This is a genomic window from Nitrospirillum viridazoti CBAmc, from assembly GCF_000730165.1.
GTDB lineage: Bacteria > Pseudomonadota > Alphaproteobacteria > Azospirillales > Azospirillaceae > Nitrospirillum > Nitrospirillum viridazoti.
The window spans coordinates 1,904,553-1,917,207 of record NZ_CP022110.1; the positions used below are offsets into that span (position 1 = coordinate 1,904,553).

Here is a 12,655-nt window from a genome sequence, read left to right on the forward strand (position 1 = left end):
GACGTCCATCCCCCGCCCGGCTGTCACAGCGGGCGGAAGCCGCGACCCGGGACCCCTCCCGGCGGATGGGCCAGGGCCGGATCATGCCACCCGGGGCAGAACGGTTTCCACCAGGGTCGCCCAGTAGCTGGCGCCCATCGGCAGAACGTCGTCGTTGAAGTCATAGCGCGGGTTGTGCAGGGAGCAGCCCAGCGCGCTGCCGCCCTGGCCCAGCCAGACATAGGAGCCGGGGCGAGCGTTCAACATGTAGGCGAAGTCTTCCGCCCCCATGCTGGGCCCCATGTCGCCCAGCACGTTCTCCGCCCCCGCGATCTTGGCGGCCACGGCGGCGGCGATGACCGTAGGCTCGGCGTGGTTGATGGTAGGCGGATAGCCCAGGTGATAAACCAGCTCACCCGTGGCGCCGAACACCGGGGGCAGGGTCCGCACCAGATTTCGCAAGCCATCTTCCAACTGCTGGCGAATCTCGGGCGTCAGCGCGCGAACGGTGCCGGCCAGCCTGACCTCGTTGGGGATGATGTTGAAGGCCGTGCCGGCATGGATGCGGGTGATGCTGACCACGCCGCATTCCACGGGCGAGAGGCCACGGCTGACCAGGGTCTGCGCGGCCACCACCAGCTGGGCCGCGACCACCACCGGGTCCACCCCCAGGTGCGGCTGGGCGGCATGGCCGCCGCGCCCCTGGATGGTGATCTCGAACCGGTCGGCACCGGCCATGACCGGCCCGGGGCGCACGCCCATCTTGCCTGGTGGCAGTTCCGGCCAATTGTGCATGCCGAAGACCATGTCGCAGGGGAACTGGTCGAACAGCCCTTCCTCCACCATGCGCTTGCCGCCGCCGGCCCCTTCCTCGGCCGGCTGGAAGATGAAGTTCACGGTGCCGGAGAAGTTGCGGGTCTCGGCGAGATAGCGGGCGGCGCCCAGCAGCATGGTGGTGTGGCCGTCATGGCCACAGGCGTGCATCTTGCCCGCCACCTTGGAGGCGTGGGCGAAGGTGTTCTCCTCCTGCATGGGCAGGGCGTCCATATCGGCGCGCAGGCCGATGGTCTTGCCGGTGTCCCGTCCCTCCCCCTGCAGCACGCCCACCACGCCCGTGCCGGCCAGGCCGCGGTGCACCTCGATCCCGAACTCGCTCAGCTTCCCGGCCACGAAGGCGGAGGTCTGCGTCTCTTCGAACGCCACCTCGGGGTTTTCGTGGATGTGATGCCGCCATGCCGTCATGTCGGCGTGGAAATCGGCGATGCGGTTCTGAATGGCCATAACGGAATCTCAAGGGCACGCGAAGGCGAGGCGCACGACGGAAAACGGGGGCGATTGGCATTCCCAACCGGGATGGTGCCAACCACACGGGTTCGACCACTGCATCATAGCCACGGCCAGGGGGGAACCGCCAGGGGCTTCACCCGCCCGATAGGCGGCCCCCGACCGTGCGGGCCGCCTCAACGGCGCCCGCGGCCTAGGGGAAGACCAACCCCGCACCGGCGCCTGTGCGGTTTTATCGCGCCGCCTCCAGCGGCAGGTGCAGGATGACCTTGAGGCCGCCCTCCACCCGGTTCTCCAGCCGGATTTCACCGCCGTGGGCACGCACCACGTCGTTGGCGACCGACAGGCCCAGGCCCGTCCCGCCGGTGTCGCGGGAGCGTGAGGCCTCCAGCCTGTAGAAGGGACGGAAGACGTTGTCCCACTCCGCCTCCGGTATGCCCGGCCCCTGATCGGTGACGGAGACGGCCACCGTCTCACCCTGCACGGCCACGGCCACGTCGGCGCTGACACCATATTTCAGGGCGTTTTCCACCACGTTGGTGAAGGCGCGTTTCAGCGCCGTGCGCCGCCCGACCACGCGCACCGGCCCCGGCGCCGGGCTGAAGCCCACGGGCTTGCCGGCGTCACGATAATCCTCGGCCGCGCGGGACAGCAGCAGGTTGAGGTCCAGGGGCTCCAGCGTTTCCTGCGCCGCCTCGTCCCGGGCGAAAGCCAGCGTGGCGCCGATCATCGACTCCATCTCGCCCAGATCCTCCAGCATCTTTTCGCGCACGCCGTCATCGTCCACGAACTCGGCGCGCAGTCGCATGCGGGTCAGCGGCGTGCGCAGGTCGTGCGACACGGCGGCCAGCATGCGCGTGCGATCCTCCACGAAGGCGCGCAGCCGGCGCTGCATCTTGTTGAAGGCGGCGGCGGCCAAACGCACCTCGCGCGGGCCGGTCTCATCCAGCGAGGGGGCGTTCATGTCCACGCCCAGCCGGTCGGCGGCGGCGGCGAAGCGGCGCAACGGCCGGGTGGTGAAACCAAGCACCCAGGCGGACAGCAGGATGGCCACGGCGGCGCTGCCGGCCAGCGAGGCCAGGAAGCCCGGTTCCGATAGGGCATCGGCCCCGGCCATGGGAATGTGCACGTTCAGCCAGCTGCCATCGGCCAGCTGGTGACTGGCCATGACGTACTTGGGCTCCGGCGGGGGGGTGGTGATGGTGCCGAAGGGCGGCAGGGCGATCATGTCGGTGTGATGGGGCCCAGGAGGGTTCACCTTGGGCTTCTCATACACGTCCAGCGACACGTCCTGGGTGGTGCCGGCGACGTTGACCTTGAAATTGCCGTCGCGCAGACCCGCCAGCATCTTGTCACGGATGTCGGCCGGCTGGTGGTCCACCACACCGGCGATGCTGGCCAGGCAGCCGGCCAGCTGCCCGCTCTGCGCCGCGGCCACGGCTTCGGCCCGGTCGGTGCGGTAAAGCCCCAGCGCGATGGCCTGGCTCAGCAGGATGCCGCCGACCAGCACGGCGAAGATGGAATACGACATGCGGTCGGTGACGGCCCTCATGGCGTGCCGACCTCGGCGGAGAAGATATAGCCGCCGGATCGCACCGTCTTGATGATGGCGGGGTCGGCGGGGTCGGTCTCGATCTTGCGGCGCAGGCGGCTGATCTGCACGTCGATGGACCGGTCGAAGGGGCCGGCGGCGCGGCCGCGGGTGATTTCCAGCAGGTCGTCGCGGGACAGCACGCGGCGCGGCCGCTGTACCAGGGCCAGCAGCAGCTCATACTCCCCGGCGGTCAGCGCGATCTCCTCGCCCGAGGCGGCGCTGAGGCGGCGCTGGGCCGGGTCCAGCATATAGCCGGCGAAGCTGAAGGCACCCGCCGCCGGGCTGCCGCCCACGTTGGCCGACTGCGACCGGCGCAGCACCGCCTTGATGCGGGCTACCAGCTCGCGGGGATTGAAGGGCTTGGGCAGGTAGTCGTCGGCCCCTATCTCCAGGCCCAGGATGCGGTCGGCGTCCTCGCCCATGGCCGACAGCATGACCACCGGCGGGCCGGATTCCGCGCGGATGGCGCGGCAGAGGGCCAGGCCATCCTCGCCGGGCAGCATCAGGTCCAGGACGATCAGGTCGATGTTCCGGTCAGCCAGGAACTTGCGCATCTCCTGTCCGTCGCGAGCGGCGGTGACGCGGTAGCCGTGGCGGGTCAGGTAGCGGGTCAGCAGATCGCGGATTTCCCGATCGTCGTCGACCACCAGCAGATGAATGTTCTCAGACATCTCTCGTCCCATATGCGGGCCCGGATCCGCGCCGCCGGGCGATGCCACGGAGGCGATTCCCAAAGGGCGTATCCAAGCATGGACAACTGTACCGGCAATCCCCGCCGCGTCCGACGGGGATGTTGTAACGACACTGTAAATGCCCGCAAGGCCGGTTACGCACTGTTTCATTCGACCGGCCCGGCGGAAATCTCGGCGAAACAGGGCCATGGTCAGATGGGACCGTCAACGAAAACAGGAAAGCCTGAGGCCCCCGGGGGACCAAACTTCAGCCAAACCCACCCGGCGGCCCGCCAAAAGCCCCCACCCGAGGAGAACCACCATGAACCGTTTCGCCGCCCTGATGACCGCCACCGCCCTGCTGGTGGGCGCCGCCGCCCCGGCCTTCGCCGACGACGCCATGGTCAGCAGCTCTGACGCCCGCAAGGCCGTCCAAGCCTATCTGCAGACCCACGACAAGGCCAACCTGCGTGTCGGCAGCGCCACCCGCAAGGACGAGTATTACAACGTCCCCGTCGTCACCGCCGAGGGCATCCCCGTGAAGTCCTTCCGCGTCGACGCCACCAGCGGCAAGGTCCTGGACCGCTAACCCTTCCCCTTTCGCGGAGCCCCCACGGGGGACGCGGGCCGCCCGGCGGCCCCTCCGCACCGATGCGAGACCGGTGGTGGTGGCGCCCCTTCCCCACCGCCGGTTCGAAACGGGATGGCCTGATGGTCGTGTGGCCATCCCCGATCGCACCCGGCGGACGGCGAGCGCATAGCGCCGTCCGCCGGTTCCCCTCCGGCGATAGTTCCGGTCCCCCTGCCTCCCCCTTCGGAGACGCCCCATGAAAAGCCGACGCGGGCCCCTGCTCACGCTGACGGACGGCGGTGAAGGCGGCTCCCTGCAACAGCGCCTGTTCGACCGCCTGCGCCATGCCATCGCCACCGGCGTGGTGGCGCCCGGCGAGCGCCTGCCCTCCACCCGTACCCTGGCCCGCGACATGGGCTTGTCGCGCAACACCGCCGTGGCCGCCATCGAGCGCCTGACGGCCGAAGGCTACCTGGAATCCCGCGTGGGCTCGGGCACCTTCGTGGTGGAAAACCTGCCCCCCGATTACGCCCCGGCGGAGGTTCGCGCCCCGTCGCCGCGCGCCCAGGGCCCGGCACCGGTGGAAACGGCCCTGCCGTCGCCCACCCTGCCTTTCCGCCCCGGCATCGCCGCCGGTGACCAGCTGGACATCGAGGCCTGGCGCCGGGTGCTCAGCCGTTCCTGGCGCAGCCTGTCGGCCCGCGCGCTGGAGCGGGACAGCGCGCCCGGCTGGCGCCCCCTGCGCGTGGCGCTGGCCAGCTTCCTGGAGGCCAGCCGCGGCCTGCGCTGCCATCCCGACCAGATCCTGATCCTGCCCGGGCGCGCCGCTGCCCTGGACCTGGCCGTGGGCCTGGCCGCCAGCCCGGGCGACCGGGTGTGGACGGAGGACCCGGGCTGCCCGCTGACGCAGGCGCTGGTGCGCCGCCTGGGCATGACGCCCGTGCCCGTTCCGGCCGATGCCGACGGGCTGGATCCCGCCAAGGGCGTGGCCCTGGCGCCCGACGCCCGGCTGGCCGTGGTCACCGCCAACTGCCAGATGCCGCTGGGCACGGTCATGAGCCTGGAACGCCGCCAAGCCCTGCTGGACTGGGCCGCGCGCGCCGACGCCCATGTGATCGAGGATGACGGCGACGGCGGCTTCACCTTCGAAACCCGCCCGCCGGCCACCCTCATGAGCCTTGACCGCGTGGGGGACCGAGCCGCCCAGCGGAACGGCCGCGTCCTGCACGTCGGCGGGTTCGAGCGCATCCTTTATCCCGGCCTGCGCATCGCCTACCTGGTGGTGCCGGAACACCTGCTGGAGCGGGCGCTGGAGATGCGCGCCCTCTTCGAGTTGCACGCCCCCGTGGTGGAGCAGAGCGCGCTGGCGGAGTTCATCGACGAAGGGCACCTCGCCTCCCACCTGCGCCGCTCTCGCCTGACCTACCAGGAACGGCGCGAGACGCTGATCGACGCCGCCCGTCGCCTGTGGGCGGGCGCGCTGACCCTGACGCCGGCGGCGGCCGGGCTGCAGATGGCGGCCAAGCTGGCAGATGGCCTGACACTGAAGACGGTGCCGGGCATTTCCCCCACCCTGGCCCCCGACATGGCGCTGCGTCAGGCGGCGCGCGCCCGGTCCATCGACGTGACGCCGCTCAGCAGCTTCCACGCCAGCCGGGGCGGTACCCAGGGCCTGGTGCTGGGCTACGCCGCCTTCCCCCCACCCCTGATCCTGAGGGCGGCGCAGCGCCTGGCCGAGACGTTGGAGGCGCATGCCGGTGGTACCGCCTGCGCCTATTGATTACCCGTCATCCCGGTCCATGGAAAATATCGTTGCGCCCGCTCAGGGGGCCGTGTTCGACCAAAGACGGACCGCTTGGGCAATTTGTCCAGCGGATCCGGGCTTTTCACCCCGGGATTTCGGGGTTAAGGTCCATTTGCCCGCCGAATTGATCAACATCAAAGCTGATGGCCCCGGTCCACTGGCATGGTACTTCTGCTCGGTCGCGGCCTGCCGGCACTTGCCAGCAGCGATTTCGCTGCCCACTATGAGGACAGCGAGCGCTTGGTCGGTGATGGTTGTCGTATCGACCGGTAGCTTGCCTCCGGTCTTCTAGAATTAGAGGACCGCTCCACGAAGGAGCCATCGGACAGATGGATTACGAAGCCTTTTTCCGCTCCCAGATCGATGGCCTTCGCCGCGAGGGCCGCTATCGCGTGTTCGCCGATCTGGAACGCCGCGTGGGTGAGTTTCCGATCGCCTCTTACTACCCTTCCCCGGATGAGCCGCCGCGCGACGTGACCGTGTGGTGCAGCAACGACTATCTGGGCCAGGGTCAGAACCCGGTGGTGCTGGCGGCCATGCGCGAGGCGCTGGCCAAGTCCGGCGCCGGCGCCGGTGGCACCCGCAACATCTCCGGCACCAACCACTACCACGTGCTGCTGGAGCGGGAACTGGCGGACCTGCATCGCAAGGAAGCGGCGCTGCTGTTCACCTCGGGCTACATCTCCAACGAGGCGTCGCTGTCGACGCTGCCCAAGCTGTTGCCCAATTGCGTCGTCTTCTCCGACGCGCTGAACCACGCCTCGATGATCGAGGGCATCCGGCATAGTGGTGCTGAGAAGCACATCTTCCGCCACAACGACCCCGAGCATCTGGACCAACTGCTGAGCCGATACCCGGCCGACCGCCCCAAGCTGGTGGCGTTCGAAAGCGTCTATTCCATGGACGGCGACATCGCCCCCATCGCCGAGATCTGCGACGTGGCGGACAAGCACGGCGCCATGACCTATCTGGACGAGGTCCACGCCGTGGGCATGTACGGCCGCCGTGGCGCCGGCGTGGCCGAGCGTGACGGCGTGCTGGACCGGCTGACGGTCATCGAGGGCACGCTGGGCAAGGCCTTCGGCCTGATGGGCGGCTACATCACCGGTTCGGCCGCCCTGGTCGACTGCGTGCGCAGCTTCGCCTCCAGCTTCATCTTCACCACCTCCATCGCCCCGGTCATCGCCGCCGGCGCCGCCGCCTCCGTCCGCTACCTGAAGGAGCATGACGAGCTGCGCGTGCTGCACCAGGAACGGGCGGCCACGCTGAAGCGCCTGCTGACGGAAGCCGGGCTGCCGGTCATGCCGTCGGTCAGCCACATCGTGCCGGTGCTGGTGGGTGATCCGCGCCTGTGCAAGCAGGCCAGCGACGATTTGCTGACCAAGCACGATATCTATGTCCAGCCCATCAACTATCCCACCGTGCCCAGGGGCACGGAGCGGCTGCGCATCACGCCCACGCCCTTCCACGACGACCATCACATGGCTCGCCTGGTGGATGCCTTGCTGGACGTGTGGAGCCGGCTGGAACTGCGCAAAGCGGCCTGAGGCCGTTCACTTGAAAAAGGCCGCCCACACCGGGCGGCCTTTTTCATTCAAGCATCATCAACCGATACCAATGCACTGGAGCGCCGCGACGGTCCGCGTCTTGCGCTCCGGCGCGCCCGCGGGCTAGATCCACGGAATATGTTTGAGGGGCGCCATGGTTGAGCAGACCGATTTCGACGATCTTGTTGAACAGCTCAAGGTCGAGTTCCGCGACGATGTCCATGATCGCCTGGGCGCGCTGTATGAAACGCTGAAGGCGGTGTCGCTGGGACGCATCCCCACCGCCGACGGCCTGCTGGCCATCCGGCGCGACGCCCACAGCCTGCGTGGTTCCGGCACGTCCTTCGGCTTCCCGCTGGTCAGCCTGATCGCCCAGCGTCTGGAGGCCTACCTGACGGGCCTGAAGGATCTGACGGAAAATCAGATCGTCGACCTGCACACTTTCGCCGACCGCATCGCCGAGGCGGCGGACCGTGACGACACGCCGGACCTGGCGGCCACCAACGCCGTCATCCGCGCCCTGCCCTCGCGCTATGAGTTCGACATTGCCGACGTGGAAGTCCACGACGTCGACATCATGCTGGTCAGCCCCAACAAGATCGTGGCCCGCCGGGTGGCGGCGGAACTGGCGGCCTGCGGCTTCAAGGTCAACACCCTGGCCGATCCCATCGAGGCGCTGGCCGTGGCCGTACGCGTGCCGCCGGACATGATCATCGCGTCGGCCGTGATGGACGGCCTGGGCGGGGTGGACCTGATCCGTGCGCTGAAGGCCATCTCCCTGACCGAGGGCGTGCCCATGGCCCTGCTGACCAGCCTGGACGCCGCCAGCCTGAAGGGTGTGCCCGGCGAGGTGGCGACCGTACGGCTGGGCCCCAGCTTCGGCGACGACATCGCCGCCGCCATCACCCATTTCAACCTGGGCTGAGGCGGTCCACCCCCAGACGCGCCGCGCCGGCCGCCAATGGTCTCTTCACACCGGCCAAAGCCGGGCATGCTTCATCCGCCCGGGAAGGATGCCGTCAAGACCTGATGAATGAGAGCAGGTCGGGGTTCAGGACATCCGCATGCGTGGTCAGCATGCCATGCGGGTAGCCCGGATAGGTCTTCAACGATCCGTTCCTGAGCAAATTGACCGCGCGCGGCACGGAGCTGGCGAAGGGGACGACTTGATCGGCCTCGCCATGCATCACCAGCACCGGCACCGTGATCTTCTTGAGGTCTTCGCTGTAATCTTCCAGCCAAGTGTCGACAGTCGCGTAGTGGGCCAGCGCACCGCCGGCCATGCCCTGGCGCCACCAGTTCGCGATGATCGCCTCCGAAGGCTCGGCCCCGTCAAGGTTGTAGCCGTAGAACGGATTCTCAGGGACGAACCGGTAGAACTGCGATCGGTTGCCCAGCACGCCCGCGCGGATCGCTTCGAACCACTCCGGCGGCTGACCGGACGGGTTGTCCTCGCTCCGGTACATATTCGGCGTCAGGGAAGCGACCAGTACCGCCTTCGCGACGCGTTCCGGGTGGCGGGCGACATAGCGAGCCACCTCGCCGCCCCCTGTGGAGTGCCCGATGTGGATCGCATCGCGCAGGTCGAGGTGCTCGGTCAAGGCCGCGAGGTCGGCAACCCAGTGGTCCATGTCGTTGCCGGTGCTCGGCTGGTCGGACCGCCCGTGACCACGCCGGTCGTGAGCGATCACCCGGTAGCCGTGGCGAAGGAAGAAGGTCATCTGGGCGTCCCAGTCGTCCGCCGTAAGCGGCCAGCCATGGCTGAAAACGATCGGCTGGCCTGAACCCCAATCCTTGTAAAAGATGGTTACGTTGTCCGTCGTGGTAATGGTCGGCATCAAGTCGCTCCGTCTCAATCAAAGTGCGGGTTCTGACTTCGGGGCGAGCGTAAATGGCCCTTCTGCCGGCGACAAAGACCTTGTACGTTCAAGCTATGCCTCGAAAGCATAGCGAGGGATTCGATGGAACTGCGGCATCTCCGGTATTTCGTCGCCGTTGCGGAGGAAGGCGGTCTGCTGACCGCCGCCCAGCGGCGGCTGCACACCTCTCAGCCCTCCCTGAGCCGGCAAATTCGCGACCTGGAAGCCGAAGTCGGCGTGATGCTGCTGGAACGCCAGGCGCGCGGCGTGACACTAACCCCCGCAGGGCGCGTTTTCCTTGATCATGCGCGGCTGGCGCTTCTGCAGGTCGAGGCGGCGACCGACGCCGCGCGCCGCATGGCGCAGCCGGAAAGGCCCGTGCTCACCATCGGCTTCATGGTGGGGCTTGAGGTCACGTGGCTTCCCCATCTGCTGCGCATCATCCGTGAAGAGGCGCCGGACGTCGAAATCACCCTGAGCAGCCTCTCGTCCCCGGATCTCGCCCTAGCCCTGATGCGGGGCAGGCTGGACGTCGCCTTCCTTCGGCCCGAGGCCCAGAGCGTGGGCCTATCCTTCAAATTGCTGGCGAAGGAGCCTGTGATCGCCGTGCTGCCGGCGGGCCATCGCCTAGCCTCCCTCAGGAAAATTCAGCCGCAGGACCTTGCCCGTGAAACCTATGTCAGTTCGGCCAGAACCTCGCCGGTCCTGCAGTCGGTGATCCAGGACTACGCCGCGAAGGTCGGGATCACGCTCAAGGCGAAGTACGAGGGCGAGAACATATCGTCGGCAATGTCGCTGGTCGCGTCCACGGGTGGCATCACGCTGGTGCCGCTGTATGCGCAAAACATCCTGACACCGAACGTCGTGGCCAGGGCGCTGGATGGCGTGCCCCCGACCGTCGATCTGACCCTGGGATACAACCAGGCCAATCCCTCGCGCCTGCTACGGCAGCTTCTGGCCCGTACGGACGAGCTGGTCGCAAGCGTCCAAAATCAGAGCATCATCCGCTACGCCGAGGCGCCGTCGTGACCTGACGCGACCAGCCGCCTCCGGCAGGCTGGCTTATCCGGCGGCTCCTGTCATGGAGAGCCGGCAGTGCGCAGCCAGGCCAGCGCCTTGCCACGGTCGCCGAACACGGCCTCCGCCAACGCCAGCGCACCGGCGGCGCGGAAAGCCTGTTCGCTCACCTCCATGGCCGACAACAGGCGGTGGGGGTGCCGCAACTGGGCCAGCAGGCGCCCCTGCCGGGCGGCGGTGGCACGAAAACGGTGTTTGGTATGATCGGTTCGCAGTGACGGCTTGGTCATGGAGAGCCCTCCACCAGGTCACGTGAGTGATGCGCGGGGGACGCCCAGATGGCTTATCGATGCCGCGTCCCCACGCGAAATGGTCAGCGCGCCTCCCATTATGCTACGCGCGACCCGGCTGACCATGACTCAAATCAGCCCGTCCGGCAACCCGTCCCGGCTCACCCTATCTCGTCGAGGTACTGCCGCGAGAGACGGACGTAGTGCGGCGCGGTCAGGGGCAGCGTGGCCTTGTCCTGCTCCGTCAGGGGGCGCAGCAGGCGCGCCGGGCTGCCGCCCCAAAGTTCCCCCGCCCTGACCCGCTTGCCCGGGGTCACCAGGGCGCCGGCGGCGACCATGGCACCGCCTTCCACCACGGCGCCATCCATGACGCAGGCCTTCATGCCGATGAAGGCGCCGTCCTCGATGACACAGCCGTGCAGCAGCGCCATGTGCCCGATCGTCACATTGTCGCCGATGACCGTGGTGAAGCGCTCATGCGTGCAGTGGACGGTGGTGCCGTCCTGGATGTTGGTGCGGCGGCCGATCCGTATCTGGTTCACGTCGCCGCGCACGACCACGTTGTACCAGAGGCTGGCCTCCTCCCCGATCTCCACGTCGCCGATGACGATGGCATTGGCCAGGAAGGCGCTGGCGTGGATGCGGGGCAGCACCCCCTTGTAGGGCAGCACCGTCGGCCGCACGGTCGTGAGGGCCTCGCTGACATTGGTCATTTTTTCTCCCTCATGCGCCGGGCGGCCACATCCGTGGCCTTGGCTTCCTCAATTTCCGGTCCGCTACGCTCCCCGGAAATCTCCGGCGGACGCAGTCGCATCCTAACCATCATGCGACGCATGATGGTCTTGGTGTTGCGCAAGGAAAAGAGGCCCGCGCTTAACGCCCGGGCCCCATACATAAGGCGGTTTCCCGGTGACGGGAACCCAGTCACGGGACCCCAATCACGGGAATAGCGGCGCCTGTTCCAGGCCGCGATCCTCGGGATAGCCCATCATCAGGTTCATGTTCTGGATGGCCTGGCCCGAGGCGCCCTTCACCAGATTGTCGATGACCGACAGCAGGATGGCGCGGCCCGGCACGCGGTCGGGGAAGACGCCGATCAGGCAGTGGTTGCTACCCTTCACATGGCGGGTCTGCGGCGCCACGCCGGCGGGCAGCACACGCACGAAGGTCTCGCCCTTGTAGGCGTCCACCAGGGCGGCGCGCAGGTCGTCGGCCGTCTTGCCCGGCGCCAGCTTCACATAGATGCTGGCATGGATGCCGCGGCTCATGGGCATCAGGTGGGGCGTGAAGTTCAGCACCACCGGCTTGCCGGCGGCCTCACTGACGCCCTGCTCGATCTCCGGCGCGTGGCGATGGCCCGCGACGCCATAGGCGTGCACGCCTTCCGCCACCTCGCCATACAGGTTGGCCTGCTTGGCGTCGCGGCCGGCGCCGGACACGCCCGACTTGGCGTCGATGATGATGTCGTCGGCCAGGATCAGTCCCTGGCGCAGCAGCGGCAGCAGCGGCAGTTGCGAGGCCGTGGGGTAGCAGCCCGGGTTGGCCACCAGGCGCGCGGCCTTCACCGCCGCGCGGTTGTCTTCCACCAGACCGTACACGGCCTCGGCCTGCAGCTCCGGCGCCTTGTGAGCGTGACCATACCAGGTGGCATATGTCTCGACATCGTGCAGGCGGAAGTCGGCGGACAGGTCCACCACCTTCAGGCGCGGCGGCAGGCTGGCGATGACGTCCTGCGTCGTGCCGTGCGGCAGGGCGCAGAAGACGAAATCGACGCCGTCCCAGTCCACCTGGTCGATCTTAACCAGGTCCGGCAGGTCATATCCACCCAGGTGGGGGAAGACCTCGGCCAGAGGCTTGCCGGCCTGTCGCTCCGCCGTCAGGGCCACCAGGCGGACGTCGGGATGACGGACCAGCAGGCGGACCAGTTCGGCGCCGGTATAGCCGGAGGCACCGAGGATGGCGACGCGCAGGGCGGTGGACATGGGATGTGATCTCCTAAAAAGGGGCGGGCGCGAATGGGGACTGTAAGGCCACATAAT

At 68.1% G+C, this 12,655-nt stretch carries 12 protein-coding genes; 5 read left to right on the plus strand and 7 right to left on the minus strand.

The window, feature by feature from the left end:
- Window positions 1-81: 81 nt before the first annotated feature.
- The 3 genes from Y958_RS08775 to Y958_RS08785 all read right to left on the minus strand — a co-directional run bounded on the left by Y958_RS08775 (window position 82) and on the right by Y958_RS08785 (window position 3,528).
- Window positions 82-1,260, minus strand: coding sequence for a M20 aminoacylase family protein (locus Y958_RS08775; RefSeq protein ID WP_088871700.1), 1,179 nt, complete (start codon window positions 1,258-1,260; stop codon window positions 82-84).
- A 235-nt stretch (window positions 1,261-1,495) separates the two neighbouring features.
- Window positions 1,496-2,815 carry an ATP-binding protein gene (locus Y958_RS08780; protein ID WP_088871701.1) on the minus strand — a complete coding sequence of 440 codons (1,320 nt, stop codon included), beginning with the start codon at window positions 2,813-2,815 and terminating at the stop codon, window positions 1,496-1,498.
- On the minus strand, window positions 2,812-3,528 hold the full coding sequence (locus Y958_RS08785; protein ID WP_004271494.1) for a response regulator: 717 nt from the start codon (window positions 3,526-3,528) through the stop codon (window positions 2,812-2,814). Before Y958_RS08785 ends, Y958_RS08780 begins: the two co-directional genes overlap by 4 nt.
- A gap of 322 nt (window positions 3,529-3,850) precedes the next feature.
- On the opposite strand from Y958_RS08785, the gene Y958_RS08790 reads away from it, so the two are divergent.
- From Y958_RS08790 to Y958_RS08805, 4 genes are all read left to right on the plus strand, one after another.
- Complete coding sequence (locus tag Y958_RS08790; RefSeq protein WP_040842804.1) at window positions 3,851-4,117, plus strand: hypothetical protein; 267 nt, start codon at window positions 3,851-3,853, stop codon at window positions 4,115-4,117.
- A 238-nt stretch (window positions 4,118-4,355) separates the two neighbouring features.
- Entirely contained in the window at window positions 4,356-5,879 is a 1,524-nt protein-coding gene (gene pdxR / locus Y958_RS08795; RefSeq protein ID WP_088871702.1) for a MocR-like pyridoxine biosynthesis transcription factor PdxR, read from the plus strand.
- Window positions 5,880-6,232: 353 nt separating this feature from the next.
- Window positions 6,233-7,450, plus strand: coding sequence for a 5-aminolevulinate synthase (hemA, locus tag Y958_RS08800; RefSeq protein ID WP_004273529.1), 1,218 nt, complete (start codon window positions 6,233-6,235; stop codon window positions 7,448-7,450).
- A 154-nt stretch (window positions 7,451-7,604) separates the two neighbouring features.
- Window positions 7,605-8,375, plus strand: coding sequence for an Hpt domain-containing protein (locus tag Y958_RS08805; RefSeq protein ID WP_040848083.1), 771 nt, complete (start codon window positions 7,605-7,607; stop codon window positions 8,373-8,375).
- A 94-nt stretch (window positions 8,376-8,469) separates the two neighbouring features.
- Here the strand turns inward: Y958_RS08805 and Y958_RS08810 are convergent, their stop codons facing one another.
- A complete protein-coding gene (locus Y958_RS08810; RefSeq protein ID WP_088871703.1) occupies window positions 8,470-9,288 on the minus strand; it encodes an alpha/beta fold hydrolase in 819 nt (272 codons plus the stop codon).
- 123 nt (window positions 9,289-9,411) lie between these two features.
- On the opposite strand from Y958_RS08810, the gene Y958_RS08815 reads away from it, so the two are divergent.
- Complete coding sequence (locus tag Y958_RS08815) at window positions 9,412-10,338, plus strand: LysR family transcriptional regulator (RefSeq protein WP_088871704.1); 927 nt, start codon at window positions 9,412-9,414, stop codon at window positions 10,336-10,338.
- A 50-nt stretch (window positions 10,339-10,388) separates the two neighbouring features.
- On the opposite strand, the gene Y958_RS08820 is transcribed toward Y958_RS08815, so the two are convergent.
- The 3 genes from Y958_RS08820 to argC all read right to left on the minus strand — a co-directional run bounded on the left by Y958_RS08820 (window position 10,389) and on the right by argC (window position 12,598).
- Window positions 10,389-10,616 carry a hypothetical protein gene (locus Y958_RS08820; protein WP_088871705.1) on the minus strand — a complete coding sequence of 76 codons (228 nt, stop codon included), beginning with the start codon at window positions 10,614-10,616 and terminating at the stop codon, window positions 10,389-10,391.
- 161 nt (window positions 10,617-10,777) lie between these two features.
- Complete coding sequence (locus Y958_RS08825) at window positions 10,778-11,329, minus strand: gamma carbonic anhydrase family protein (RefSeq protein ID WP_088871706.1); 552 nt, start codon at window positions 11,327-11,329, stop codon at window positions 10,778-10,780.
- Between the two features lie 225 nt (window positions 11,330-11,554).
- A complete protein-coding gene (gene argC / locus Y958_RS08835; RefSeq protein ID WP_088871708.1) occupies window positions 11,555-12,598 on the minus strand; it encodes an N-acetyl-gamma-glutamyl-phosphate reductase in 1,044 nt (347 codons plus the stop codon).
- Window positions 12,599-12,655: the final 57 nt, after the last annotated feature.

What these genes read in the sequence shown, in the direction of transcription:
- argC (WP_088871708.1), bottom strand. Translation starts at nt 12,598, where the DNA reads ATGTCCACCGCCCTGCGCGTCGCCATCCTCGGTGCCTCCGGCTATACC.
- Y958_RS08815 (WP_088871704.1), top strand. Translation starts at nt 9,412, where the DNA reads ATGGAACTGCGGCATCTCCGGTATTTCGTCGCCGTTGCGGAGGAAGGC.
- Y958_RS08820 (WP_088871705.1), bottom strand. Translation starts at nt 10,616, where the DNA reads ATGACCAAGCCGTCACTGCGAACCGATCATACCAAACACCGTTTTCGT.
- Y958_RS08790 (WP_040842804.1), top strand. Translation starts at nt 3,851, where the DNA reads ATGAACCGTTTCGCCGCCCTGATGACCGCCACCGCCCTGCTGGTGGGC.
- pdxR (WP_088871702.1), top strand. Translation starts at nt 4,356, where the DNA reads ATGAAAAGCCGACGCGGGCCCCTGCTCACGCTGACGGACGGCGGTGAA.
- Y958_RS08805 (WP_040848083.1), top strand. Translation starts at nt 7,605, where the DNA reads ATGGTTGAGCAGACCGATTTCGACGATCTTGTTGAACAGCTCAAGGTC.
- Y958_RS08785 (WP_004271494.1), bottom strand. Translation starts at nt 3,528, where the DNA reads ATGTCTGAGAACATTCATCTGCTGGTGGTCGACGACGATCGGGAAATC.
- Y958_RS08780 (WP_088871701.1), bottom strand. Translation starts at nt 2,815, where the DNA reads ATGAGGGCCGTCACCGACCGCATGTCGTATTCCATCTTCGCCGTGCTG.
- Y958_RS08775 (WP_088871700.1), bottom strand. Translation starts at nt 1,260, where the DNA reads ATGGCCATTCAGAACCGCATCGCCGATTTCCACGCCGACATGACGGCA.
- Y958_RS08810 (WP_088871703.1), bottom strand. Translation starts at nt 9,288, where the DNA reads ATGCCGACCATTACCACGACGGACAACGTAACCATCTTTTACAAGGAT.
- Y958_RS08825 (WP_088871706.1), bottom strand. Translation starts at nt 11,329, where the DNA reads ATGACCAATGTCAGCGAGGCCCTCACGACCGTGCGGCCGACGGTGCTG.
- hemA (WP_004273529.1), top strand. Translation starts at nt 6,233, where the DNA reads ATGGATTACGAAGCCTTTTTCCGCTCCCAGATCGATGGCCTTCGCCGC.